At 71.4% G+C, this 25,323-nt stretch carries 24 protein-coding genes; 18 read left to right on the top strand and 6 right to left on the bottom strand.

Annotated features, from left to right (window positions below; all coding sequences use genetic code 11):
- Position 1: 1 nt before the first annotated feature.
- The 10 genes from OHS18_RS29230 (at position 2) to OHS18_RS29185 (ending at position 9,155) form a co-directional block, all read left to right on the top strand.
- Positions 2-685 (top strand): SDR family NAD(P)-dependent oxidoreductase, encoded by a 684-nt coding sequence (locus OHS18_RS29230; RefSeq protein ID WP_328613073.1) that lies wholly within the window; start codon positions 2-4, stop codon positions 683-685.
- A gap of 24 nt (positions 686-709) precedes the next feature.
- A complete protein-coding gene (gene dgoD / locus OHS18_RS29225) occupies positions 710-1,855 on the top strand; it encodes a galactonate dehydratase (protein WP_328613072.1) in 1,146 nt (381 codons plus the stop codon).
- Positions 1,849-2,688, top strand: coding sequence for a DUF4380 domain-containing protein (locus OHS18_RS29220; RefSeq protein WP_328613071.1), 840 nt, complete (start codon positions 1,849-1,851; stop codon positions 2,686-2,688). The genes dgoD and OHS18_RS29220 overlap by 7 nt, the downstream gene beginning before the upstream one ends.
- 23 nt (positions 2,689-2,711) lie before the next feature.
- Complete coding sequence (gene purB / locus OHS18_RS29215) at positions 2,712-4,139, top strand: adenylosuccinate lyase (protein WP_328613070.1); 1,428 nt, start codon at positions 2,712-2,714, stop codon at positions 4,137-4,139.
- 150 nt (positions 4,140-4,289) lie between these two features.
- Entirely contained in the window at positions 4,290-5,111 is an 822-nt protein-coding gene (locus OHS18_RS29210; protein WP_328613069.1) for a substrate-binding periplasmic protein, read from the top strand.
- A 1-nt stretch (position 5,112) separates the two neighbouring features.
- Positions 5,113-5,880, top strand: a complete 768-nt coding sequence (locus OHS18_RS29205) for an ABC transporter substrate-binding protein (RefSeq protein ID WP_328447247.1) — start codon at positions 5,113-5,115, stop codon at positions 5,878-5,880.
- Between the two features lie 7 nt (positions 5,881-5,887).
- The gene (locus OHS18_RS29200; RefSeq protein WP_328613068.1) at positions 5,888-6,667 is read left to right on the top strand and encodes an ABC transporter substrate-binding protein; all 780 of its coding nucleotides are present in this window, start codon (positions 5,888-5,890) and stop codon (positions 6,665-6,667) included.
- A 59-nt stretch (positions 6,668-6,726) separates the two neighbouring features.
- Positions 6,727-7,494, top strand: coding sequence for an amino acid ABC transporter permease (locus OHS18_RS29195; RefSeq protein ID WP_328447249.1), 768 nt, complete (start codon positions 6,727-6,729; stop codon positions 7,492-7,494).
- Positions 7,491-8,231 carry an amino acid ABC transporter ATP-binding protein gene (locus OHS18_RS29190; RefSeq protein WP_328459152.1) on the top strand — a complete coding sequence of 247 codons (741 nt, stop codon included), beginning with the start codon at positions 7,491-7,493 and terminating at the stop codon, positions 8,229-8,231. Before OHS18_RS29195 ends, OHS18_RS29190 begins: the two co-directional genes overlap by 4 nt.
- A 42-nt stretch (positions 8,232-8,273) precedes the next feature.
- Positions 8,274-9,155 (top strand): MOSC domain-containing protein, encoded by an 882-nt coding sequence (locus OHS18_RS29185; RefSeq protein ID WP_328613067.1) that lies wholly within the window; start codon positions 8,274-8,276, stop codon positions 9,153-9,155.
- Here OHS18_RS29185 and OHS18_RS29180 read toward each other — a convergent pair.
- A complete protein-coding gene (locus OHS18_RS29180; RefSeq protein WP_328613066.1) occupies positions 9,038-9,844 on the bottom strand; it encodes an SAM hydrolase/SAM-dependent halogenase family protein in 807 nt (268 codons plus the stop codon). The genes OHS18_RS29185 and OHS18_RS29180 overlap by 118 nt on opposite strands.
- A gap of 48 nt (positions 9,845-9,892) precedes the next feature.
- On the opposite strand from OHS18_RS29180, the gene OHS18_RS29175 reads away from it, so the two are divergent.
- The 3 genes from OHS18_RS29175 to OHS18_RS29165 all read left to right on the top strand — a co-directional run bounded on the left by OHS18_RS29175 (position 9,893) and on the right by OHS18_RS29165 (position 12,052).
- Complete coding sequence (locus OHS18_RS29175; protein WP_328447252.1) at positions 9,893-10,897, top strand: phosphoribosylaminoimidazolesuccinocarboxamide synthase; 1,005 nt, start codon at positions 9,893-9,895, stop codon at positions 10,895-10,897.
- Positions 10,791-11,282, top strand: a complete 492-nt coding sequence (locus tag OHS18_RS29170; protein WP_328459153.1) for an NADPH-dependent FMN reductase — start codon at positions 10,791-10,793, stop codon at positions 11,280-11,282. The genes OHS18_RS29175 and OHS18_RS29170 overlap by 107 nt, the downstream gene beginning before the upstream one ends.
- Positions 11,283-11,356: 74 nt before the next feature.
- The gene (locus OHS18_RS29165; RefSeq protein ID WP_328613065.1) at positions 11,357-12,052 is read left to right on the top strand and encodes a DUF2334 domain-containing protein; all 696 of its coding nucleotides are present in this window, start codon (positions 11,357-11,359) and stop codon (positions 12,050-12,052) included.
- Here the strand turns inward: OHS18_RS29165 and OHS18_RS29160 are convergent.
- Both OHS18_RS29160 and OHS18_RS29155 read right to left on the bottom strand, forming a co-directional pair.
- Complete coding sequence (locus tag OHS18_RS29160) at positions 12,049-12,684, bottom strand: MBL fold metallo-hydrolase (protein ID WP_328447254.1); 636 nt, start codon at positions 12,682-12,684, stop codon at positions 12,049-12,051. The two genes, OHS18_RS29165 and OHS18_RS29160, sit on opposite strands and share 4 nt — an antisense overlap.
- 37 nt (positions 12,685-12,721) lie before the next feature.
- Entirely contained in the window at positions 12,722-13,660 is a 939-nt protein-coding gene (locus OHS18_RS29155; RefSeq protein WP_328447255.1) for an ArsR/SmtB family transcription factor, read from the bottom strand.
- Between the two features lie 68 nt (positions 13,661-13,728).
- Between OHS18_RS29155 and OHS18_RS29150 the strand changes: the two genes are divergently transcribed.
- Together OHS18_RS29150 and OHS18_RS29145 are read left to right on the top strand one after the other, a co-directional pair.
- Positions 13,729-14,874, top strand: a complete 1,146-nt coding sequence (locus OHS18_RS29150) for an MFS transporter (RefSeq protein ID WP_328613064.1) — start codon at positions 13,729-13,731, stop codon at positions 14,872-14,874.
- A gap of 33 nt (positions 14,875-14,907) precedes the next feature.
- Positions 14,908-16,404 carry an aldehyde dehydrogenase family protein gene (locus OHS18_RS29145; RefSeq protein ID WP_328613063.1) on the top strand — a complete coding sequence of 499 codons (1,497 nt, stop codon included), beginning with the start codon at positions 14,908-14,910 and terminating at the stop codon, positions 16,402-16,404.
- A gap of 95 nt (positions 16,405-16,499) precedes the next feature.
- Here OHS18_RS29145 and OHS18_RS29140 read toward each other — a convergent pair whose 3' ends face one another.
- On the bottom strand, positions 16,500-18,071 hold the full coding sequence (locus OHS18_RS29140) for a GMC family oxidoreductase (protein ID WP_328613062.1): 1,572 nt from the start codon (positions 18,069-18,071) through the stop codon (positions 16,500-16,502).
- A 172-nt stretch (positions 18,072-18,243) separates the two neighbouring features.
- Here OHS18_RS29140 and purS point away from each other — a divergent pair, with 172 nt between their 5' ends.
- Together purS and purQ are read left to right on the top strand one after the other, a co-directional pair.
- Complete coding sequence (purS, locus tag OHS18_RS29135; RefSeq protein WP_247059198.1) at positions 18,244-18,483, top strand: phosphoribosylformylglycinamidine synthase subunit PurS; 240 nt, start codon at positions 18,244-18,246, stop codon at positions 18,481-18,483.
- Positions 18,480-19,157: a phosphoribosylformylglycinamidine synthase subunit PurQ gene (gene purQ / locus OHS18_RS29130; RefSeq protein WP_328447265.1), complete on the top strand. Its 678-nt coding sequence runs from the start codon at positions 18,480-18,482 to the stop codon at positions 19,155-19,157. The genes purS and purQ overlap by 4 nt, the downstream gene beginning before the upstream one ends.
- 194 nt (positions 19,158-19,351) lie before the next feature.
- Here the strand turns inward: purQ and OHS18_RS29125 are convergent, their stop codons facing one another.
- Together OHS18_RS29125 and OHS18_RS29120 are read right to left on the bottom strand one after the other, a co-directional pair.
- Positions 19,352-21,097 (bottom strand): ABC transporter ATP-binding protein, encoded by a 1,746-nt coding sequence (locus OHS18_RS29125; RefSeq protein ID WP_328447267.1) that lies wholly within the window; start codon positions 21,095-21,097, stop codon positions 19,352-19,354.
- On the bottom strand, positions 21,094-22,728 hold the full coding sequence (locus tag OHS18_RS29120) for an ABC transporter ATP-binding protein (RefSeq protein ID WP_328613061.1): 1,635 nt from the start codon (positions 22,726-22,728) through the stop codon (positions 21,094-21,096). Before OHS18_RS29120 ends, OHS18_RS29125 begins: the two co-directional genes overlap by 4 nt.
- A gap of 288 nt (positions 22,729-23,016) precedes the next feature.
- On the opposite strand from OHS18_RS29120, the gene purL reads away from it, so the two are divergent.
- On the top strand, positions 23,017-25,323 hold the full coding sequence (purL, locus tag OHS18_RS29115; protein WP_442875282.1) for a phosphoribosylformylglycinamidine synthase subunit PurL: 2,307 nt from the start codon (positions 23,017-23,019) through the stop codon (positions 25,321-25,323).

The raw sequence follows: 25,323 nt of genomic DNA, 5'->3' as shown, positions 1-25,323 counted from the left end.
GATGTCCACGCGGACAGCGGTGGTGACCGGTGCGGCGTCCGGGATCGGGGCGGCAACCGCCCGGAAACTGCTCGACGACGGCTACCGCGTGCTCGGCGTGGACATCGCCGAACTCCCCGGCGACGTCACCCCGATTCGGGGCGACGTCACCGACGAGGCGACCTGGGCGGCCATCGGCGAGGTGGACGCCCTGGTCAGCAACGCCTACGTGCCCAGCACCGGCGCGCTGCACAAGATCGACCGCGACGAGTGGCGGCGCCAGCTCGACGTCAACCTGACCGGCGCGTTCCTCGCCGTGAAGGCCTGCCTGCCGTCGCTGCAGGAGCGACGCGGCGCGATCGTGCTCGTCTCGTCGGTGCACGCGCACTTCGGCCTGCCGGGCCACCCCGCGTACGCCGCGAGCAAGGGCGCGCTGGTCGCGCTGGCCCGGCAGCTGGCCGTGGAATACGCCCCGGAGGTGCGCGTCAACTCCGTGCTGCCGGGGCCGGTGCTCACCCAGGCCTGGGACCGCATCCCGCCCGAGGACCGCGAGCGCAGTGCCCGGGCGACGCCGGCCGGGCGCCTCGGCACGCCGGCGGAAGTGGCGAACGTGATCGCCTTCCTGCTCTCGGAGGCCGCGTCGTTCGTCTCCGGGGCCGAGCTGACCGTCGACGGCGGCTGGTCGGCCGCCAAGGATTCCGCATGATGGGGACGCAGATGGGGGACACGGGTGAAGATCACCGGGGTTGAAACGTTTCTGGTCGCGCCGCGCTGGCTGTTCCTCAAAGTCAGCACCGACGAGGGCATCAGCGGCTGGGGTGAGCCCGTGGTCGAGGGCCGCGCGGAGACCGTGCGCGCGGCCGTGCACGAGCTGTCCGAGCTGCTGATCGGCCAGGACCCGCTGCGCATCGAGGACCACTGGCAGGTGCTGCGCCGCGGCGGTTTCTACCGCGGCGGGCCGGTGCTTTCCAGCGCCTTGGCCGGGTTCGACCACGCGCTGTGGGACATCGCCGGGAAGGTTCGCGACGCGCCGGTCCACGAGCTGCTCGGCGGCCCGGTGCGCGACCGCGTCCGGGTCTACAGCTGGGTCGGCGGTGACCGGCCGGCCGGCATCCGCGAAGCGGTGGCTGCCCAGGTCGAGGCCGGGTTCACGGCGGTGAAGATGAACGTCGCCGGGCCGATGACGGCGATCGCTTCCCCGCGTGAAGCCGACGCGGCGGTGGCGCGCGCGTGGGAGGCGCGGGAGGCGCTCGGGCCGGACCGCGACCTCGCGATCGACTTCCACGGCCGCGTCTCGCCCGCGATGGCCCGGCGGCTGGTCAAGATGCTGGAAGACGTCCAGCCGATGTTCGTCGAGGAGCCGATCCTGCCGGAGACGCAGGGCGACGCGCTGCGCTCGGTCGTCGAGGCGTCGACCGTGCCGATCGCGGTCGGCGAGCGGCTCTATTCACGCTGGGAGTTCAAGCCGGTGCTCGACGCCGGGGTCGCGGTCGTGCAGCCGGACCCGTCGCACGCCGGCGGCATCTCCGAGCTGCGGCGGATCGGCGCGCTGGCCGAGATGTACGGCGCGTCGCTCGCGCCGCACTGCCCGCTCGGGCCGATCTCGCTGGCCGCGTCGCTGCAGGTCTCGTTCGCGACGCCGAACTTCCTGATCCAGGAACAGAGCCTCGGCATGCACTACCACGAGGGCAGCGAACACTCCTACCTCGTCGACCCGTCGATCTTCACCTTCCAGGACGGCTACGCGGCCCGCCCGCTCGGCCCGGGTCTCGGCATCGAGGTCGACGAGGCCGCCGTCCGCCGGGCCGACGAGATCGGGCACGCCTGGCGCTCGCCGGTGTGGCGCCACGACGACGGCGGCCTCGCCGAATGGTGACCTGGCTCGAACGCGGCGACCTGCGCCTCGGCCTGGTGCCGGAGCTGGGCGGCCGGCTGCTCTCGGTGCGCCATCGCGGCGTCGAGCTGCTCTGGCGCAACCCGGCGCTGCTCGGCGACGACCTGCGCGGCGACCACGTCCCGAACGCCGGGCGGATGGGCGACTGGGTCAACTACGGCGGCGACAAGACGTGGCCCGCGCCGCAGGGCTGGTCCGGCCCGGACGAGTGGGCGGGCCCGCCGGACCCGGTGCTGGACTCCGGCCCGTACGCCGTGGCCGCCGACGGCGACACGGTCACCATGACCAGCGCCCCTGACCCGCGCACCGGCCTGCGGTTCACCCGCGCGATCACGATCCTCGACGACGGCTACCGGCTGGACCTGCGCGCGGAGAACGCCTCCTCGCGGGTGGTGCGCTGGGCGCTGTGGAACGTGACACAGTGCCCCGGCGGCGGCGCGGTCACCGCTGGGCTGCGACGGCCGGACATCGTCGGGCTGGTGGCCGGCACCGGGACCCCGGAGTACACAGTGGACGGTGACCGGCTGGTGGTTCCCGCGCAGGACGTCGTCGGAAAGCTGGGCGTGCCGGGCACGGCGGGCTGGGTGTCCTACGGCGCCCTGACGCTCTCCTTCGACGTCGACCCGGCCGGCGAGTACCCGGACGAAGGCTCGCCGCTGGAGATCTGGCTGGAGCACCCGCTGCCCGCGCCCCTCGCGTCGCTCGGCGACCTGGACCCGCCGGCGCGGATCGTCGAGCTGGAGGTCCTCGGCCCCCTGACGACGCTGGAGCCGGGGGCCTCGACCGCCCTCACGATCCGCGCGACCCTCGCCTGACCTGCACAGGTATCGTGAAAGCCGTGACGGACAAGCCCCGCATTCCCAACGTGCTCGCCGCCCGCTACGCGTCGCCGGAGCTGGTTTCGCTCTGGTCGCCGGAGTACAAGGTCGTGCTGGAGCGGCAACTCTGGCTCGCCGTCCTGCGCGCGCAGAAGGACCTCGGCGTCGACGTGCCCGACGGCGTCGTCGAGGCGTACGAGCGGGTCATCGACCAGGTCGACCTCGAGTCGATCGCGGCCCGCGAGCGCGTCACCCGCCACGACGTCAAGGCGCGCATCGAGGAGTTCAGCGACCTCGCCGGGCAGGAGCACATCCACAAGGGGATGACCTCGCGCGATCTCACCGAGAACGTCGAGCAGTTGCAGCTGCTCCGTTCGCTGGAGCTCGTGCGCACCCGCGTCGCCGCCGTGCTGGCCCGGCTGGCCGTGCTCGCCGTCGAGCACTCCGACACCGTGATGGCCGGGCGCTCGCACAACGTCGCCGCGCAGGCCACCACCCTCGGCAAGCGCTTCGCCACCGCCGCGGACGAGCTGCTGGTCGCCTTCGAGCGGCTCGACAACCTCATCGGCCGCTACCCGCTGCGCGGCATCAAGGGCCCGGTCGGCACCGCGCAGGACATGCTCGACCTGCTCGGCGACGAGTCCACTTTGGACGAACTCGAAGACCGCGTGATGCAGCACCTCGGCTTCAACCGCCGGTTCGTCAGCGTCGGCCAGGTCTACCCGCGCTCGCTCGACTTCGACGTGCTGTCCACTGTGGTCCAGGTCGCGGCGGCACCGTCCAGCCTGGCCAAGACGATCCGGCTGATGGCCGGCCACGAGCTCGTCACCGAGGGCTTCAAGCCCGGCCAGGTCGGCTCGTCCGCCATGCCGCACAAGATGAACACCCGCTCCTGCGAGCGCGTCAACGGCCTCGCCGTCGTGCTGCGCGGGTACCTGTCGATGATCGGCGAGCTGGCCGGCGACCAGTGGAACGAGGGGGACGTCTCCGACTCCGTCGTCCGCCGCGTCGCGCTGCCGGACGCCTTCTTTGCGCTCGACGGCCTGCTGGAGACGTTCCTCACGGTGCTCGCCGAGTTCGGCGCCTTCCCGGCCGTCATCGAACGTGAGCTGGATCGCTACCTGCCCTTCCTCACCACGACGAAGGTGCTCATGGCGTCGGTCCGCGCGGGCGTCGGACGTGAGACGGCCCACGAAGCCATCAAGGAGCACTCCGTCGCCGTCGCGCTGGAGATGCGTGAAGGCCGCGCGGAGAACGACCTGCTCGACCGGTTCGCGGCCGACGAGCGCATCCCGCTCGACCGCGGTGAGCTGGACAAGCTGCTCGCCGACCGGATCTCGTTCACCGGGACGGCCGGGCGCCAGGTCGACCAGCTGCGGGCGCGCGTCGAAGAAGTCCTCGAGCGGTTCCCGGAAGCGGCGGGCTACGCGCCCCAGCCGATCCTGTGAGCTGACGCACGAGTCCACGGACTGGAACGAATCCACACGAACGGGCGAAATCCCTAATCTCGACCGCTGAACCCGGAGCGTCAGAACGTCTACCCGATGAACTGACGTGCTTTTCTCGCGCCACCGGCGCGCCGACCTCTGGAAGAAGCGATGAGATCCACGCTGTCGAAGATCGCCGCTGTCGTCACCGCGGGCGCGCTGACACTGACCCTGGCCGCCTGCGGTGGCTCGGATTCCGCCGCCGCGGGCACCCTGCGCGTCGGCACCTTGGGTGACGCCCCGCCCTCGATCTTCCTGGAGAACGGCCGGTTCACCGGCTACGACAACGAGCTGCTGCGCGACATCGCGAAGCGGGAAGGCTTCGAGGTCGAGTTCGTCGGCACCGAGTTCTCCGGCCTGCTGGCCGGCGTCGCGACCGGCAAGTTCGACATCGGCAGCTCGACGATCTCCAGCACCGAGGCGCGGAAGAAGACGGTCTCGTTCTCCAACGGCTACAACACCGGCTTTACCACGGTCGTGACCAAGAAGGGCGCGAACCTCAAGGACCCGGCGGCGTTCGCGGGCAAGCGGCTCGGCGTCGTCCAGGGCTCGGTGCAGGACGAGTTCGCGGGCAAGACCGCCGGTGCGCAGGTCGTCCGCTTCCCCGACTACAACGCGGGTTTCGCGCAGCTGAAGAACGGCACGCTGGACGGCTGGGTCGTGCCGCAGGACATCGGCCAGAAGTACCTGGACCAGAACCCGGCCGTGCCGCTGGAGCTCGGCTACACGGTCGAGGACAAGGACACGCCGTCGGCGTTCGCGGTCGCCAAGACCAACCCGGACCTGCTGAAGAAGCTGAACGACGGCCTGGCCAAGGCCATCGCGGACGGCACGGTCGCGCGCATCTACGGCCAGTTCTACAAAACGACGCCGTTGTCGACGGAACTCCGGCAGGGCGGCCCCGGCCTGCCCGTGACGAACCTGGGTGCGTGACATGAAGAAGCTGATCGTCACCGCACTGGTCGCGGCCCTCACGCTCACCGCGTGCGGCGGCGGCTCGGACAGCGCTTCCCCGACGTTGCGCGTCGGCACCCTCAGCGACGCGCCGCCGAACATCTACCTCGAGAACGGCAACTACACCGGCTTCGACAACGAGCTGCTCAAGGCCATCGCGGCCAAGCAGAACCTGAAGCTGGAGTTCGCCGCGACGGACTTCTCCGCGCTGCTCGGGCAGGTCGCGTCGGGCCGCTACGACCTCGCCAGCTCGGCGATCGCGCAGACCGACGAGCGCAAGAAGACCGTCGACTTCTCGGCGGCCTACGACTTCGAGACCATGAGCATCCAGGCCAAGCAGGGCACGCCGATCACCGACGAGAAGGCGCTGGCGGGCAAGCGGGTCGCCGTGATCCAGGCGACCGTCGGCGACCACTGGCTGGGCACCACGGTGCCGACCGCGCAGGCCGTGCGCTTCCCCGACTACGCCGCCGCGCTGACCGCGTTGAAGACCGGCGGCGTCGACGCGTACATCCTGGACCAGAGCATCGCGGAGAAGAACGTCACCGCCAACCCGGACGAGAAGCTCGTCGTCGTGAAGAGTTTCGTCACGGACGTGCCGCACGGGTTCGCGGTGAAGAAGGGCAACACGGAGCTGCTCGGCAAGATCGACACCGGGCTCAAGCAGGTGATCTCCGACGGCACCTGGCTTAAGCTGCACCAGCAGTTCCTGCCGACCGCTCCGGTGCCGGCCGGGTTCCAGGGTTAGGAGAACCATGAAGAAGACACTGGTCACGGCGCTCACCGCGACGCTGCTGGCCGCGCTCACGGCGTGCGGCGGGGGCTCGGACAGCGGGTCGGGCACCCTGCGCGTCGGCACGCTGAGCGACTCGAAGCCGAACGCCTACCAGGAGAACGGGAACTTCACCGGGTTCGACAACGAACTCCTGAAGGCCATCGCGCAGAAGGAAGGCCTCAAGCTCGAGTTCGTCGCGACGGACTTCTCCGCCCTGCTCGGCCAGGTCGCGAACGGCACCTTCGACATCGGCAGCTCGGCGATCTCGCAGACCGACGCCCGCAAGAAGACGGTCGACTTCTCGGCGCCGTACAACTACCAGTCCCTCGGCATCGAGGCCAAGGAGACCGCGGGCATCACCGACGAGAACTCCTTGGCGAGCAAGCGGATCGGCGTCGTCCAGGGCACGGTGTCGGACACCTGGCTCGGCACGAACGCGCCGACCGCGCAGGCCGTCCGGTTCCCGAACGACGCGGCCGCGCTCAGCGCGCTGAAGACCGGCGCGGTCGACGGCGCGGTGTTCGACCAGGCCACCGCCGAGGACTACGCGAAGAACAACCCGGACGCGATGCTCAAGGTGACCAAGGCGATCACCACGACCATCCCGCACGGCTTCGCCTTCAAGAAGGGCAACAACGACCTCATCACCAAGGTCAACGACGGCCTGAAGAAGGTCATCGCGGACGGCACCTGGGTGAAGGTGCACGACCAGTTCGAGGCCACCGCTCCGGTGCCGGCGGAATTCAAGGCGGGGCAGTAGCCAGGATGGAAAACTCAGCTGCGCGAAGCGCTTCCGTTGAGGGTGGAGGTGGGTGACGGGTGGGACAGTTCTTCAGCACCTTCCTCGACTGGGAGTACATCTGGCAGGTCTTCCCCGACCTGCTGAAGACCGGCCTGCTCAACACGCTGATCCTGGCGTTCGCCTCCGCGGTGATCGGCACCGTGCTCGGCATGGTCGTGGCCGTGATGGGGCTGTCCACCAAGGCGTGGCTGCGCTGGCCGGCCCGGGTGTACACCGACATCTTCCGCGGCCTGCCGGCGATCCTGACCATCCTCGTGATCGGCCAGGGGCTCGGCACCCTGGCGCGGGGCGTCATCGGCAACAACCCGTACCCGCTGGGCATCCTGGCGCTGAGCCTGATCGCCGCCGCCTACATCGGCGAGATCTTCCGGGCCGGCATCCAGAGTGTCGAAAAAGGACAGCTGGAGGCCAGCCGCGCGCTCGGGATGAGCTACAGCAGGGCGATGCTGCTGGTCGTCATCCCGCAGGGCGTGCGCCGGGTGCTGCCGGCCCTGGTGAACCAGTTCATCTCGCTGGTCAAGGACTCCAGCCTGGTGTACTTCCTCGGCCTGCTGTCCGAGCAGCGCGAGCTGTTCCGGATCGGGCAGGACCTCGCGGCCAACACCGGGAACCTGTCGCCGCTGGTCGCCGCCGGGTTCGTCTACCTGGTGATCACGGTGCCGCTGACGCACCTGGTGAACTACATCGACAAGAAGCTCCGGACCGGGCGGAAGGTGCGCCCGGAGGAGCCGGACGAAGGTGACCCGGTGGAGATCGGTCCCGGCGGAAGGGTGAGCGCGTGGTGACGACGGCGGTGCGATCGTCCAGTGTGGAACTGCGCGACATCCACGTCAGCTTCGGCACGCTGGAAGTGCTGCGCGGGGTCGACCTCAAGGTCGAGAGCGGCAAGACGACCTGCGTGATCGGGCCGTCCGGCTCCGGCAAGTCGACGCTCCTGCGGTGCGTGAACCGCTTGCAGGAGCCCGACTCCGGCGACCTGCTGCTCGACGGCGAGTCCGTGATCAGGTCCGACCCGGACGCGCTGCGCCAGCGGGTCGGCATGGTGTTCCAGCACTTCAACCTCTTCGGTCACCGGAGCGTGCTGGACAACATCGTGCTGCCGCTGCGCAGCGTGAAGAAGCTGAGCAAGGAGGAAGCGGCGGCCGTCGCCCGCGCGCGGCTGGCGGACGTCGGCCTGGCCGACAAGGCGCCGTACCGGCCCAGCGCGTTGTCCGGCGGTCAGCAGCAGCGCGTCGCGATCGCCCGGGCCTTGGCGATGGACCCCGAGGTCATGCTGTTCGACGAGGCCACCAGCGCGCTCGACCCGGAGCTGGTCAAGGGCGTGCTGACACTGATGGCGGGCCTGGCCGAACGCGGGCTGACGCTGATCGTGGTCACCCACGAGATGGGCTTCGCGCGCAGCGTGGCCGACGAGGTCGCGTTCATGGACGCGGGCAAGATCGTGGAGCAGGGCTCCCCGGCGCAGCTCTTCGACGAGCCGCAAAGCCCGCGGCTGCAGCGGTTCCTCTCGCAGGTGCTCTAAAAGCCGGGGCTACCCGGGCGAGTGCCCGGGTAGCCTGCGGACATGGCGAGGATCGCGCGGCTGACGTACTACCCGGTGAAGGGCTGTGCCGGCACTTCGGTGCCGGTCGCCGACGTCGGGCCCGCCGGGCTGGCGCACGACCGGGTCTTCCAGGTCGTCGCGCCGGACGGCGACTTCCGCAGCCAGCGGCGTCACCCGGTGCTGGCCGCGGTCCGCCCGCAAGTACGGGGCGACCAGCTCGCGCTGTCCGCCCCGGGTGTCGAAGACCTCGTCCTCGACGTCCGGCGGGACGGCCCGCGGCACCCGGCGTCGACCTTCTCCTGGCACGGCGACGGCGTCCACCAGGGCGCCGAAGCCGCGGAGTGGTTCTCGACCGTCCTCGGCCTGCCGTCGGTGCTGGTCGGCGTGGCGCCGGACCACGAGCGCGTCACCGGCGGCGAGACGCCGGGCACGGCCGCGTTCGCCGACGGCCACGCGCTGCTCTTCGCCTCCGAGTCCTCTTTGGACGAACTGAACGCCCGGATCCTCGAACGCGGCGGCGAGCCGGTGCCGATGGATCGCTTCCGACCCAACGTGCTCCTGTCCGGCTGGCCCGAACCGCACCGCGAGGACGACGTCCGGGTGATGTCCGCCGGCACCGCGAAGTTCGGCTACGCCCGGCAATGCGTGCGCTGCACCGTGCCGATGGTCGACCAGGAGACCGGCGCGAAAGCCGGCCCCGAGCCGATCCGCACCCTCGCGAGCTACCGCCGGCACCCCGACGGCGGCGTGGTGTTCGGGATGAAGGCCGCGGTGCTCCGGCCGGGTCAGGTGGCCGTCGGCGACGAGGTGATCGTGCACTCCTGGGCCGGGCCCAGCCCGAGCACGGCCGCCGCCGAACCGCCGTTGATCGCGACGGCGAGCCGTCCCGCCGAGTCGGCGTAGAGGACGCTCGCCCCGGCCGGCACGTCCGCGAAGGTCCGCCCGACCGTCGTGGTGACCGCGACCCGCTCGCTGTGCACCGAAACCGCGCCGGTCAGCCCGCTCAGCTCGAGGTCGGCCGGCGTCGCGGCGAGCTGGACGTTGCCGAAGTGGTCGACCGTCAGCACCTCCGACACCAGCTTGCCGGGGAACGCCGCCACGAACGGCTCGGGCAGCTCGACCAGCGTCTCGACGGCGTCGCCGAAGTCCGCCGGCGCGACGCCCAGCGCCAGGTGCGCGGCCGCGGGCGCGAAGACGTCCCGCCCGTGGAACGTGGCCGACGTCACGGCCAGCTGCAGTGACGGCTCGGCCAGCTCGTACGCGGCCCGCACGCCGCCCAGCGCCTGCGCGGCGGGCAGCAGCAGGCCGTTGTCCGGCCCGACCAGCAACCCGCCGCCGGCGACGACGACCACGCCGAGCCGCGCGGTGCCGACGCCCGGGTCGACCACGGCGACGTGCACCGCCTCCGGCAGGTACGGCGCCGTCTGCGCCAGCGCCATGGCCCCGTGGCGGACGTTCTGGGGCGGCACTTCGTGCGTCACGTCGATGACCCGGACGGCCGGCGCCAGCCGCGCGATCACGCCGTGGCAGGCCGCCACGAAGCCGTCGCGCAGGCCGTAGTCGGTCGTCATCGAGACCCATGTCAGCGGCATGTGCAGCATCATCCTCGGTGGCGGAGCGTGCCCGTTAGGGTTCAGCCCGTGACACCCCTCCCCAGACACCCCAAGCTCGCCACCGGCAAGGTCCGCGACCTGTACGACGCGGGCGACGACCGGCTCCTGATCGTTGCTTCCGACCGCATTTCCGCATTTGAACGTGTATTCGCCACACCCGTCCCGGACAAGGGCCGGGTGCTCACGGCGATGAGCGTGTTCTGGTTCGGCGAGCTCGCCGACGTCCTCCCGAACCACCTCGTCGCCTGCGACGGGCCCGCCGTTCCGGACACGGTCCGTGGTCGGGCGATGCTCGTCGAGCGGCTCGACATGCTGCCCGTCGAAGCCGTCGTCCGCGGTCACCTCACGGGCCGCGGTTACGCGGACTACCGCCGTGAAGGTGCGGTGTGCGGCGTCGTGCTGCCGCCCGGGCTGACCGAATCCGCGCGGTTGCCCGAGCCGATCTTCACGCCGTCGACCAAGGCCCGTCCCGGCGAGCCTGACGAGAACATCGACTTCGGCACGTTCGTCTCGATCCTCGGCCGGGCGCTCGCCGAGGAGGTCCGGGAGGCTTCGCTCGAGCTGTACCGCCGCGGCGCCGCGCGCGCCGCGGAGCAGGGCCTGCTGCTGGCCGACACGAAGTTCGAGTTCGGCATCGGCAAGGACGGCGGCCTGGTGCTGGCCGACGAGGTGCTGACGCCGGATTCGGCGCGCTACTGGCTCGCCGACGGCCACCGGCCCGGCCGGCCGCGGCCGGCGGTCGACAAGCAGCACGTGCGCGACTGGCTGATCGACCCGGCGTCCGGCTGGGACTGCGTGTCCCCGCTGCCGCCGCTGCCGCCCGAAGTGGTGACGGCCACCCGGGACCGCTACATCGAGGCGTATCACCGCATCACCGGGCTTTCCCTGGCAGACTGGCCCCGTGATCCTGCTGATCTGCGGCAGCCTGCGAGCAGGCTCGGGCAATGCGGCGGTTCTGGGGACCGTCGCGACCCTCACGGAGAGCACGACGTTCACCGGGCTCGGCGAACTCCCGCACTTCAACCCCGATGACGACCGCGACCCGCTGCACCCCGCCGTCGCGGGGTTGCGGGCGGCCATCAGGGACGCCGACGCGGTACTGATCTGCACCCCGGAGTACGCCGGTGGTTTGCCGGGCTCGTTCAAGAACCTGCTCGACTGGACCGTCGGCGGCGGTGAGATCTACGGCAAGCCGGTCGCCTGGATCAACGCCTCGTCCGTTGCGGCGCCGACTGGCGGCGGCGACGCACACGACTCGTTGCGCAAGGTGCTGACGTACGCGGGCGCCAAGATCGTCGACGACGCCTGCGCACGGATCCCCGTGTCGCGCGCGGTGGTCGCCGACGGCGAGGTCTCCGACCCCGACCTGCGTGGCCGCATCGCCGTGGCGGTCCAGCGCCTGCGTGAAGGCGTCTGACCCTTCCGGCAACGGCCGCCCGCCCGTTCTGCGCAGTTCACGCCGACGTCAGACGCGTGCGTCCCAATGGTGGGGTGGACGCTCAGTTGCTGGTTTCGCTGTCGGGCATCACCCCGCGCACGCTGCACCGGTGCGCCGATCTCGCGGCCGAGCTCGACCGCCGCAAAGTACCGCTGTCGGTGCTGTACGCCGCTCGCACCGGCGAAGGCCCGGTGACGGAGTGGGTGCGCACTCGCGCCAGCACGGGTGATTCCGTGCTGCTGCACGGTTACGACCACGTCGTCACACCCACGCACCGCACCGTGTACCTGGGCAAGAAGGCGGAGTTCGCGACGCTCCCGGCGCACGAGGCGCGGCTGCGGCTGATCGCCGCGAAGGCCGCGCTGGACGCCGCCGGGCTGGGCGTGGACGGCTTCGCGCCGCCGCGCTGGATCGCGTCCCAGGGCACGCTCCAGGCGTTGGCCGAGCACGGCTTCCGGCTGTGCGCGGACCTCGGCGCGGTGCGCGACCTCGTCACCGGCGAGGTGCGCCGCGCCCGCGTCCAGGAGTTCACCAGCCAGTCGCAGCGCACCGAGACGGTGCGCTGTTTCGCGCTGGTGCTGGCGTCCGCACGGGCGGCTCGCCGAGGCGGCCTGGTCCGGCTCGGCGTCGACGCCGTCGACCTCATCCGCCCCGGCCTCCGCCAGGCCCTCCTCGACGCGGTCGACGTCGCGCTGGAGAACCGCGCGTTCGGCGCGACCTACGGCTCGCTGCGCACGGTCGCCGCTTAGAGCTTCACCGGCTCCGCGCGATCCAGCACCTTCACCTCGGTGCCCTCGGGCGCGAGGTTCCCGAACAGGCCGTAGTGCAGGCCCGGGTTGGCGAGCACGGCTTCGTGGATCGGCACGGCGATCCGCGGCGCCACCGCGCGCAGGTAGTCGACGGCTTCGCCGGCCTTGAGCCACGGCGCGCCGGTCGGCAGGCCGAGGACGTCGACCTTCTGCTCGGGCACGAAGAACGAGTCGCCGGGGTGGAAGAACGCGCCGTCGTCGAAGACGTACCCGATGTTCGGGATCGTCGGGATGTCGCTGTGGATCACGGCGTGCTCGCCGCCGACGGCCTTGATCGACGTGTCCCCGACCGCGAAGGCGTCCCCGACGTTGGCGACGTCGAACTCGACCCCCAGCTTCCCGACGGCCTCGGCCGAACCGGGATCGACGATCAGCTTCGCGCCCGGGTTGGCTTCGAGCACCTTCGGCAGCCGCTCGACGTCGAGGTGGTCGAAGTGCTGGTGGGTGATCAGCACGGCGGACAGCTCACGCTCGCCCTCGAAGTCCGTGGAAAAGGCGCCGGGGTCGATCAGGATCCGCTCCGAGCCGGTCTCCAGCAGCACACAGGCATGTCCGAAATGGACGATACGCATCGATGATTCTCCTTCACGGGTCGTCATTCCAGCCTAGTCAGAGTTTGCCCGTGAGCAACGCGTCGCCGAGAGCCGTTCGCCGGTACAGGACCCGGTGCCCGCTGCGGTCCGACGCGAGCAGGCCGGCCGCGCGCAACGCCGTCAGGTGCGCCGACACCGTCGCCGGGGCAAGGGCGAAGCGGTGTGCCAGGTCGGCTGTCGCGGCGGGGACGTCCAGTGTCGCCAGCAGCAGGGCCCGCGTCCGGCCGAGCACCTCGGCCAGCGGTTCCGGGGGCGCCGCCGCCGACGTCCACAGGGAAGCGACGCCGCGGGCGGGGTAGAGCAGCGACGTCTGCCACGGCGGCACCGTCACCACCCCGACGTTCGGCCACGCGAACACGGCCGGGATGAACAGCAGGCCGCGGGAGTCGATCTCCAGCCGTTCCCGGGACCGGACGTCGACCAGCACCGACGTCCCGGTCAGCCGGACCTGCGGGTGGAGCTCGGCCAGCATCGCGGTGATGCCCCCGGAACCGAGCTGCCGCGTCCGGTACGCGATGTCGGCCGCCAGCAGTTCGCGCAGGCGCGGCCACTGCGGCGCGAGCAGTGCGTCCCAGACGATTTCGAGCTGATCGGCCAGCAGGTCGCGCGCGGTCGCCGGGTCGTCCGGGAGCAGCGAAAGGTCGGCGTCGACCATCGCCAGCTCCAGCGCGACCTGGTGCGGTGGCGTCTCGCGGACCACCCGCAGCTGGGCCTCGGCCGTCGTCTCCGGGCCCGCGGGCGGCGGGCTGAGGAACTCCGTGATGTAGTGCCGCGCGCTCAGGACCGCCGTCAGCTCGGGGACGTCGAGCGACGGCGCGCCGGCCACCCACGGCAGGTGCGCCGGGTGCCCGCGCAGCCCGAGCAGGGTCTGGACGGCGCCGAGGACCTCTTCCAGCGGCGAGATCGCGAAGCGGACGCGCTGGCTGCCGGCCGCGCTCAGGACCAGCTCGATCATGACGACCTCACGATTCGCTCGTGCCCGAATCAGTATGGCGCAAACCGTCGCCGTAAGAGCGTGCTCGCATGTCGTTGTTCACCCATCGCGCCTACTGGCGCTGGTCGGCGGGCGTCCAGTTCGCCCGCCTCCCGGCGACCATGGCGCCACTCGCGTTCACCCTGCTGACCACGGCCACCACCGGCTCGTACCGGCTCGGCGGCGTGCTGATGTCGGTCTACGTCGTCGCCGAGATGGCCGGCGCGGTGCCGGTCGGGCGGCTGCTGGACCGCGTCGGCGTGACGCGCGGCCTGCCCGCGCTGCTGCTCCTGACCGCCGCCGGCTTCGCGGTGCTCGCCTTCGCCGCGTCCGCCGGCGCGCCGAACGCCGTGCTGCTCGCGCTGGTCCTGCTGCCCGGCGCCACCGCAGGTGCGTTGTCCGGCGGGTTCCGGACGCTGCTCGCGGACACCGTCGACGACGCGCTGCTGCCGCGGGCCATCTCCGTCGACGCGATGCTGCTCGAAGGCGTGCTGATCGGTGGGCCGGCGCTGGTCGCGCTGCTCGACCTGGCCGGTCCGTTCGTCCCGCTCGCCGCGATGGCCGCCGCCTGCGTGGGCGCCGCGGTGGTCGTCCCGCGGCGCGCGGCCGAGCGCGAGCGAGAGGAAGCCGGGCCGGACGTGCCGCCGGTCGGCGTCGGCACCTACCTGCCGTGGCTGTGCTGCGCGTTCACCGTCGGGCTGCTGCTCTCGACGATCGAGGTCGCGCCGCTGCCGCTCGTCCAGCGGCTCGGCGCGCCCGACACGGCCGCGCCGGTGGTGATCGCGGTGCTGAGCGGCGCGAGCATTCTGGGCAGCGCGCTCTACGCGTGGCGCGGCAAGACCGGCGACCCGCGGCTGTTCCTCGGCGGGTTCGTCGTCGGCGGACTCGCCCTCGCGGGCGACTTCGGCTGGCCGGGCCTGATCGGGTCGGTGGCCGTGATCGGCGGCTGCACCGGGCCGCTGGTGGCCGCGACCTCGGTCAACCTGCAGCGACTGCTGCCGAAGAATCGCAGGTCAGCGGGGTTCTCGCTGTCGTTCACGGTGCAGGCGTGCGGCTTCGGGCTCGGCTCGCTGGCGGTCGGCGTGCTGCCGCTGTGGCTCGCTCCGGTGTTCGGTGTCTTTGCTGCGGCCATCGCCGGTGCAATGCTGGTGGCGAAGCCCGTGGGCGCTATTGGCACTACGTCAGTAACGTCGTAACCTGGGCTGAACCTCGACCCGCGGGAGACGCCGATGACTGCCGTCCAGCCTAAGCCGACGTCGCTCGGCGAGACTTTCGACTCGCTGAGCCCGGCGACCGACGAGGTCGTCGGCACCTACCCGGTGCACAGCGCCGAAGACGTCCAGGCCGCCGTCGCGCGGGCGCGCGTCGCGGCGAAGTGGTGGGCTGACCTCGGCTTCGCCGGACGCGCGGAGCGGCTTCGCGCCTGGAAGGGCGTGCTGACGCGGCGGCTGCCGCAGCTGTGCCAGGTGGTGCGCGACGAGACCGGCAAGCCGATCGCCGACGCGCAGCTCGAGAGCGTCCTGGCCATCGAGCACATCGCGTGGGCCGGAAAGCACGCGAAGAAGATCCTCGGCAAGCAGAAGCGCTCGGCCGGCCTGCTGATGTCGAACCAGGCGGCCACCGTCGAGTACCAGCCGCTCGGCGTCGTCGGCGTGATCGGCCCGTGGAACTACCCGGTGTTCACGCCGCTCGGCTCGATCGCGTACGCGCTCGCGGCGGGCAACGCCGTCGTCTTCAAACCCAGCGAGTACACCCCGGGCGTCGGCAAGTGGCTGGTCGACGCGTTCGCCGAGATCGTGCCGGAGCAGCCGGTGCTGCAGCTGATCACCGGCTTCGGCGAGACGGGCGCGGCGCTGGTCGGCGCCGGCGTCGACAAGATCGCCTTCACCGGCTCGACGGGCACCGGCAAGCGGATCATGGCCGCGGCCGCCGAGACGCTCACCCCGGTCGTCATCGAGGCGGGCGGCAAGGACCCGGTGCTGGTCGACGCGGACGCCGACCTCGACGCCGCGGCCGACGCGACGGTCTGGGGCGCGTTCTCCAACTCCGGCCAGACCTGCATCGGCGTCGAGCGGGTGTACGTCCACGAGAAGGTGCACGACGAGTTCGTCGCGAAGGTCGTCGAGAAGTCGAAGGACGTCCGCGCGGGTTCGGACGAGGCCGCCCAGTACGGCCCGGTGACCATGCCGTCGCAGCTCGGCGTGATCAAGCGCCACATCCAGGACGCCCTGGCCCGCGGCGGCAAGGCGGTGCTGGGTGGCGAGGAGTCGGTCGGGGACCGCTACGCGCAGCCGACGGTGCTGATCGACGTCCCGGAGGACTCCGAAGCCGTCACGGAGGAGACGTTCGGCCCGACGGTGACCATCGCGAAGGTCCGCGACATGGACGAAGCGATCGAGAAGGCGAACAACACGAAGTACGGCTTGGGTTCGACGGTCTTTTCAAAGTCCCGTGGCGTCGAGCTGGCGGAGAAGCTGCGCACGGGCATGACGTCGATCAACGCCCCGCTCTCGTTCGCGGGCATCGCCTCGCTGCCGTTCGGCGGCGTCGGCGACTCGGGCTTCGGCCGCATCCACGGCCCGGAAGGCCTGCGCGAGTTCGCCCGCACGAAGGCCATCGCCCGCCAGCGCTTCACGGCACCGCTGACGCTGACGTCGTTCACCCGCAAGCCGTCGACGGACGCCATGGTCGCCAAGCTGGTGACCATCCTCCACGGCAAGCGCTGACCCGCTCCGGGGTTGTGGACAACTCGCGTCCGCAGCCCCGGAACTGTCGGTAGCCCCCGGTAAACTGGATACCGGGGGCCGCGGCCCGCCCGCCCTCACCGCCCCCGAATGAGGTCCGCCGCCTTCTCCGCCACCATGATCGTCGGCGCGTTCGTGTTCCCGCGCGGCACCACCGGCATCACCGACGCGTCCACCACCCGCAGCCCCTCGACCCCGCGCACCCGCAGCTGCGGGTCGACCACGGCCTGCTCGCCGGTGCCCATCGCGCACGTCCCGACCGGGTGATACAGCGTCTGCGTGTTCTCGCGGATGTGCTCGACGAACTCGGCGTCGGTCAGATCGTGCCGCGTGGGCAGGTACGGCTTGTCGAGGAATCGCTTGAGCGGCCCCGACTTCCCGATCTCGACGAGCGCCTTCAGCCCGGCGATCATCGCGTCCATGTCCTTCGGCTCCGCGTAGTACGCCGGGTCGATTTCCGGCTTCCACAAGGGGTTCGCCGACTTCAGCCGCAGCCGGCCGCGGCTCGCGACGTCCACCACGGTGGCGGCGGAGGTGAACCCGGCGACGTTCGGCTCGCGCAACCCGTTTTCGTAGAACAACGACGGCACGACGTGGATCTGCATGTCCGGCGCGGTCTGACCGTCCACAGTGGAGAAGAACGCACCCGACTCGCCGATGTTCGACGTCAGCGGCCCGCGCTTGGTCAGCTGGTAGCGCACGAGCCCGGCCGGCGTCGCCGCGTCGACCAGGTCGGTGGTGCCGCGGGTGGTCCAGATGATCCCGCAGGCCGGGTGGTCGTGCAGGTTCTCGCCGACGCCGGGCAGCGCGGCGACGACGTCGACGCCGTGTTCGCGCAGGTGCTCGGCGGGGCCGACGCCGGAGACCATCAGCAGCTGCGGCGAGTTGACCGCGCCGCCGCTGAGCAGCACCTCGGTGGACGCGCGGGCCGTGCGCTCGACGCCGTTGTCCAAATAGGACACGCCGACGGCGCGGGTGCCCTCGAAGACGATCCGGGTGGCCGGCGCGGACGTCTTGACGGTGAGGTTCGGCCGGTCCAGCGCCGGGCGCAGGTAGGCGTCGGCGGTCGACCAGCGGCGGCCCTTCTTGCAGGTCACCTGGTAGTCGCCAGCGCCGTCCTGGGTCTCGCCGTTGAAGTCGTCGGTGCGCTTGAGGCCCCACGCGACGGCGGAGTCGACCCACGCGCTCGACAGCTCGTGGGTGAACCGGCGGTCCTCGACGTTCAGCGGGCCGTCGGTGCCGTGCAGCGGCCCGCCGAGCCGCTGGTTGCCCTCGGCGCGCTTGAAGTACGGCAGGACGTCGTCCCAGCCCCAGCCTTCGGCGCCGTGGGAATCGCGCCAGCCGTCGTAGTCGGCGCGGTTGCCGCGGATGTAGATCATGGCGTTGATCGACGAACAGCCGCCGAGCATCTTCCCGCGCGGCCAGTACGCGGGCTTGCCGGTGTGCTTCTGCTCGACGGTCTCGTAGTTCCAGTCCCACCGGGTCTTGAACAGCGACGCGAACGCGGCCGGGATGTGGATTTCGTCGGCGGTGTCCTCGGCGCCCGCCTCCAGCAGCAGGACCTGCGCCGACGGATCTTCGGTGAGCCGGTTCGCCAGCACGCACCCGGCGCTGCCCGCACCGACGATCACGTAGTCATAGGAGTCCACGGTGCCTCCACAGCTGTTGGCGCGATGTCAACGACTCATCATGGCGCAGCGACGCGCCGTCGGCCAGTCTAGGTTTTCCGGTGGCCCTCGACACCTGGGCGGCGGGTCGGCGGACCGGGTGAACTATGCTCGCCGGGTACCCACGACCTGCGTGAATAAGGAGCAGCCTGCCGTGGCCCGAGTCGTCGTCGACGTCATGCCCAAGCCCGAAATCCTCGACCCGCAGGGACAGGCCGCGCTCGGCGCCGCCGGCCGTCTCGGCTTCACCGGGATCAAGGAGATCCGCCAGGGCAAGCACTTCGAGATCGAGGTCGACGACTCCGTCGACGACGCGACGCTCGAGAAGATCGCCGAAGGCTTCCTCGCGAACCCGGTGATCGAGCAGTGGACCATCACGCGGGTCGGCGCGTGAGCGCCCGCATCGGCGTCATCACCTTCCCCGGCACCCTCGACGACGGCGACGCGGCCCGCGCGGTCCGCTACGCCGACGCGGAGGCCGTGCCGCTGTGGCACGCCGACGAGGACCTGCGCGGCGTCGACGCCGTGGTCGTCCCAGGTGGCTTCTCGTACGGCGACTACCTGCGCGCGGGCGTCATCGCCCGGTTCGCGCCGGTGATGACGTCGGTGATCGAGGCCGCGCGGGCCGGGATGCCGGTGCTCGGCATCTGCAACGGGTTCCAGATCCTCTGCGAGGCCGGCCTGCTGCCGGGCGCGATGATCCGCAACCAGGGCCTGCACTTCATCTGCCGCGACCAGTGGTTGCGCGTCGAGAACACCTCGACGGCGTGGACCTCGCGGTACGAGCAAGGTGCCGAGATCCTCATCCCGATGAAGAACATCGACGGCTGCTACGTGGCCGAGCAGTCCACTTTGGACGCGCTGGAGGCCGAGGACCGGGTGGTGTTCCGCTACGTGGGCGGCAACCCGAACGGCTCCCGCAACGACATCGCGGGCATCCGCAGCGAGAACGGCCGCGTGGTCGGGCTCATGCCGCACCCGGAGCACGCGATCGACGCGCTCACCGGCCCGTCGGACGACGGTCTCGGCATGTTCTTCAGCGCGGTGGACGCGCTGGTCAAGGCTTGACGCACCGGCCGGGGAGGGTTTCGCCTCCCCGGCCACCGCGCCGACCCTCCCGGCACGCGACCCGACTCCCCAGGTACGCGATCCGACTCCCCAGGTACGCGAGTCGTCCACTCGAGTACGCGTGTCGTCCCGCTGATTACGCGTGTCGGCTGCTCAATCACAAGCAACACGTCGGCAGTCCGGACATTCCGGACTCAGCTCGCCGCTGCCACCAGCCGGGCGTACGAACCTCCGGCCGCCAGCAGTGCCGCGTGCGGGCCCAGCTCCGTGATGCGGCCGCCCTCGACCACTGCGACGCGGTCGGCCGCCGCCGCCGTGTGGAGGCGGTGGGCGATCGCGATCACCGTGCGGCCGGCCAGCACGCTGTTCAGCGACCGCTCGAGGTCGCGCGCCGAGCCTGTGTCCAGCAGCGACGTCGCTTCGTCGAGCACCAGCGTGTGCGGGTCCGCCAGCACGACCCGGGCCAGGGCCAGCTGCTGCGCGACCGCCGCCGGCACCGGGTACGCGCCCGAGCCGATCTTCGTGTCGAGGCCGTCCGGCAGGGCCGCGACCCAGGCGGACGCGCCCGCCGACGCCAGTGCGGTCGTCAGCTCGTCGTCCGTCCAGTCGCCGCCGGCGCGGCGGGCCGGCAGGGCCAGGTTCTGCCGGAGCGTTCCCGAGAACACGTGGTGCTCCTGGGTCAGCAGCAGGACCTCGCCGCGCAGGACGTCGTCGGCCAGGGCCGAGACGTCCTGGCCGCCGATCCGCACCGAGCCCGCGGACGGCACCGCGATGCCGGCCAGCAGCCGCCCGAGCGTGGACTTGCCCGCCCCCGACGGCCCGACGATCGCCAGCCGTTCGCCCCGCGGGACGCGCAGGTCGATGCCGTGCAGCACCTCGCGGTCGGCCGTGTAGGCGAACCGGACGCCGTGGACGTCGATGTCCCGCCCACGCGGCACCTGTGTCACCTTCGGTGTCTCCTCGACCGCGACCTCCCGGACGCCGAGGATCCGGCGCGCCGCGGCGGCCGCGACCTGCAGGTCTTCCAGCCAGAACAGCGCGGAGTTGAGCGGGTTCGCCATCGCCTGCATGTACAGCAGCATCGTGGTGATCACGCCGAGCCCGGCCCAGCCTTGCGAGTAGGCGAGCAGCCCGAGCAGCAGCATGACGGCCAGCGGCAGCACGTAGCTGATCTCCAGCGACGGCAGCCAGCGCAGCTGCAGCGCCCGCATCCGGCGTTCCGCGAGGATGCTCCGGTCCAGGTCGTCGTGGGCACCGGCGACCCGCCGCTCGGTCAGCCCGAGCGCCTCGACCGTGCGGGCGCCCTCCGCCGTCTCGTGGACGCTGGTCGTCAGGTCCGCCCAGCGGTCCAGCATCCACTGCATCAGCGCCGGGATCCGCCGCTGGTACCAGACGTTGACGCTGATCAGCAGCGGCGCCGCGACGAGCAGGCCGAGTGACAGCAGCGGCGACGTCAGCACCATCGCCGCCACTGTGAACACCACGGTCACCGCCGCGACCAGGATCTCCGGCGCGGCGAACCGCGCCGCGTGGTCGATCCGGCCGAGGTCGGTGGTGGCCCGGCTGAGCAGGTCGCCGGTGCCGGCCGCTTCGACGGTGCCGAGCGGCAGCTGCAGGGCCGTGCCGACGAACTCTTCGCGGGTCTCGGCCAGCACCAGCTCGGCGAACACCGCGCCGCGCAGCCGCGCGACCTTCCGGGAGAGGGCCTGCAGCAGCAGGATCACGACGAACACACCCGCCAGCACGTCGACGTGCGTGGTCGTGGTCCCCGCCGCGACGGAGTCGACCAGCGATCCGAGCAGCTGCGGCCCGGCCAGTCCGATCAGCGTGGACCCGGCGAGCGCGCCGAGCAGCAGCGCGCACTCGCGTTTGTGGGTCGCCGCTGTCCGCAACGCCCAGCGGCGGACGTCCCGCCGGGACGCCGTGGGGAGCCGCTTCATACCGTCACTACCTTCGTCGTGAAAACCTCGTCGGCCACATGTGTCCACAAAGGACTCTGGCTGAACACCACCGTCGTCTTGCCGCGGCGCAGGGCCGCGACGCGCTCGGTGATGCGTGCCTCCGTGTGCGCGTCGACCGCCGACGTCGGCTCGTCCAGCACCAGGACGTCCGCGTCCACGGCCAGCGCGCGGGCCAGGTTCAGCCGTTGCCGCTGGCCACCGGACACCTCGCGGCCGCGTTCGCCGATCACTTCGTCGACGCCGTCGGGCATCGCCTCGACGATGTCGTCGGCGTCGGCCGCGTACAGCGCTTCGGTGATGTCGACGCCGCCCGGCCGAGCCGGCGTCAGCTGCTCGCGCAGCACACCGGAGAACCAGATGTCCTGGTTGTGCGCGTACACCACCCGCCGCCGCAGCTCCACGAGCGCGACCTGGTCCGCCTGGACCCCGCCGACCAGCACTTCCTCGCCCGCGGCCGGGTCGGCGAACCGGGCCAGCCGGTCGGCCACGGCCTCGCCGCCGGCGCCGAAGTCGACGACCGTCAGCTGCCCGGCCGCGACCCGCACGCCGGACTCGGTGTCGACCAGTTCCAGTGGCCCGTCGGGCAGCCGCACCGGCGTCTCCGGATCCGCCAGCGCGGGTTCCAGTGCCAGCAACGCCACCACCTTCCGCGACGCCACCAGGCCGGACGTGAATGACCCGACCGCCTCTGTGGCCGCGGAAACCGGCCAGATGAGGAACATCGAGACGCCGTAGAACGCCACCAGCTGCCCGACGCTGATGGTGCCGCCCACGGCCAGCCGGGCGCCCAGCCAGGTGATCACCACGGTGACCAGGCCGGGCAGCGCGATCTCCGCCGCGGCCAGCCACGACTCGGCCTTGCCGACCTCGATACCGGCCCGGCGCACCCGCTGACTGGTCTCGCGGAAGCGGCCGGAGAACCGCCGCTCACCGCCGATACCGCGCAGGATCCGCAGGCCGGACACGATGTCCGCGCCGAGCGCGTTGACCTCGCCACGCATCTCGCGCTGGCTCGCCTTGCGCTTCTGCAGCGGGGCCAGCAGCGGCCCGATGCCGAGCACCGCGAGCGGCACGCCGACCAGGGCGACCAGGCCGAGCAGCGGCGACGTCGAGACCAGCCAGATCGCGACCACGACGAACGCCAGCAGCGAGCCGAACGCCCGCCCGGCCATCTCGACGGTGTTGCCGATGTGGTTGATGTCGGTCGTGGCGATCGCGACCAGGTTGCCGGTGGTCGTCTTCTCGCGCAGGCCGGCGCCGACGCGCGTGGTGTGCGCCGAGACGAGCCGCTGGGTGGAGCCCGCGCCGTGCAGCCACAGGCCGTAGTTGAGGAAGTGCATCCAGGTCCCGGCCAGGGTCTGGGCGACGCCGAGCGCGGCCGCGGCCAGCGCCCAGCGCCCGACGCCCGCCCCGTCGTGCGCGGTGATGGCGCCGATGCCCTGGCCGATCACCAGGGGCAGCAGGGCGCCCGGCAGCGCCCACACGACGCCGATCGTGGCCGAGCCCAGCACCGTGCCGAGCCGGGCTCGGAACACGGCGAGCAGGAACCGGCTCGCGGTCGGCCGTGCGGGCAGCCGCAGCGGCGGAAGGGGGTATGTGGCGGAAAGCACGATTCCCGACGTTAAGCCGACAACCAGCGGAAGGCGACCGATTTTCGCCCGCCAGCCTGCGGCCGCACCTCCGCTCGGTGGTCACGCACCGGGCCGGTCGCCCGGATGCCGCAGCGCCGGATCAGCCGATCCGGGACCGGAAGAGCTACTCCGCGCGGGCCTTCCGCCGTGGCTCGCGGGTGATCTTCGCCCACTCGGGTTGTCTGCTCCGTCACACCCGGAACGGTGATATCCGGTGGGGCGGCCCAGTGTCCGGGGCACCCGGGCCCGGCACGTATCCTGGCGGCCGTGGCGAACCCTGACACGGACACCGTGACCAGCACCGTTGACACCACCGAGCGGGCCGGGGCGACCCCGGACCACACCCAGCCCTATCGCGAGCTCGGGCTCGCCGACGACGAGTACGCCCGCATCCGGGAAATCCTCGGCCGCCGGCCCACCGACGCCGAGCTGGCCATGTACTCGGTGATGTGGAGCGAGCACTGCTCCTACAAGTCCTCCAAGAAGCACCTTCGCTACTTCGGCGAGACCGCGACCGACGAGATGAAGGCCAAGATGCTGGCCGGCATCGGCGAGAACGCGGGCGTCGTCGACATCGGCGAGGGCTGGGCGGTCACCTTCAAGGTGGAGAGCCACAACCACCCGTCCTATGTGGAGCCCTACCAGGGTGCCGCGACCGGCGTCGGCGGCATCGTGCGCGACATCATGGCGATGGGCGCGCGCCCGCTCGCGGTGGCGGACGCGCTGCGCTTCGGCCCGGCCGACGCCCCCGACACCAAGCGCGTGCTGCCCGGCGTCGTCGCCGGCGTCGGCGGTTACGGCAACTGCCTCGGCCTGCCGAACATCGGCGGCGAGCTGGTCTTCGACCCGTCGTACGCGGGCAACCCGCTGGTGAACGCGCTGTGCGTCGGCGCGATGCGCGTCGAGGACCTGCACCTGGCGTTCGCGTCCGGCGCCGGCAACAAGATCATCCTGTTCGGCGCCCGCACCGGCCTCGACGGCATCGGCGGCGTGTCCGTCCTGGCGAGTGACACCTTTTCGGGTGACGAGTCCTCGGGTGGCCGCAAGAAGCTGCCGAGCGTCCAGGTCGGCGACCCGTTCACCGAGAAGGTGCTCATCGAGTGCTGCCTCGAGCTGTTCGCGGCCGACCTCGTCGTCGGCATCCAGGACCTCGGCGGCGCCGGGCTGTCCTGCGCGACGTCGGAGCTGGCCGCGGCCGGCGACGGCGGCATGCACGTCTACCTCGACCGGGTTCCGTTGCGCGCCACCGGGATGACGCCGGCCGAGGTGCTCTCCAGCGAGTCGCAGGAGCGCATGTGCGCGGTCGTCTCGCCGGAGAACGTCGAGGCGTTCATGGCGGTCTGCCGCAAGTGGGACGTCATCGCCACCGACATCGGCGAGGTCACCGACGGCGAGCACCTGGTGATCACCTGGCACGACGAGGTCGTCGTCGACGTCCCGGCGCACACGGTGGCGCACCAGGGGCCGGTGTACGACCGGCCGATCGAGCGACCGTCCTTTCAGGACGCTCTGATCGCCGACACCTCGGCGAACCTGCCGCGTCCGTCCACTCCGGACGAACTGCGCGCCGACGTGTTGCGTCTCATTTCCTCGCCCAACCAGGCATCGAAGGAATGGGTGACGTCGCAGTACGACCGCTACGTGCGCGGTAACTCCGTGCTGTCACAGCCGTCCGACTCGGGCATGATCCGGATCGACGAGTCGAGTGGCCGAGGCGTCTCGGTGGCGACGGACTGCAACAGCAAGTTCGTCTACCTCGACCCGTACCGCGGCGCGCAGCTGGCGCTGGCGGAGGCGTACCGCAACGTGGCGACCGGCGGCGCGACCCCGGTCGCGGTGTCGGACTGCCTGAACTTCGGCGCGCCGACCGACCCGGGCGTGATGTGGCAGTTCGAGCAGGCCGTGCACGGCATCGCGGACGGCTGCGTCGAGCTGGGCATCCCGGTCACCGGCGGCAACGTGAGCTTCTTCAACCAGACCGGGTCGACGGCGATCCTGCCGACGCCGGTGATCGGCGTGCTCGGCGTGATCGACGACGTCACCCGCCGCATCCCGACCGGCATCGGCGCCGAAGCCGGCGAAACCCTGCTGCTGCTGGGTGAAACGCACGACGAGCTGGACGGTTCGGCGTGGGCCCGCGAGCTGCACGGCCACCTCGGCGGCGTGCCCCCGAAGGTCGACCTCGCCCGCGAGAAGCTCCTCGCGGACATCCTGGTGGCGGGTTCCCGCGACGGCATGATCTCGGCCGCGCACGACCTGGCGGACGGCGGCCTGATCCAGGCGTTCGTCGAGACCGTCCTCATCGGACAGTGCGGCGCCCGGTTCTTCCTCGACGACGGCCAGGACCCGTTCGTCCAGCTGTTCTCCGAGTCGTCGGGCCGCGTGCTGGTGGCGGTCCCGCGCACCGAGGAGCTGCGCTTCACGGAGATGTGCACCGCGCGCGGCCTCCCCTGGCGCAAGACCGGCGTGGTCGACCCGGAGTCGGGCAAGCTGGAGCTGCAGGGCATCACGGAGTTCACGCTCGACGAACTGCGCGAAGCCTGGGAGAAGACGCTCCCGGCCCTGTTCGACTGA

Origin of the sequence: Amycolatopsis sp. NBC_00355 (assembly GCF_036104975.1) — a bacterium.
GTDB lineage: Bacteria > Actinomycetota > Actinomycetes > Mycobacteriales > Pseudonocardiaceae > Amycolatopsis.
The sequence above is the reverse complement of the archived record's forward strand: the minus strand, read 5'-3'. Positions and strand labels throughout refer to the sequence as shown.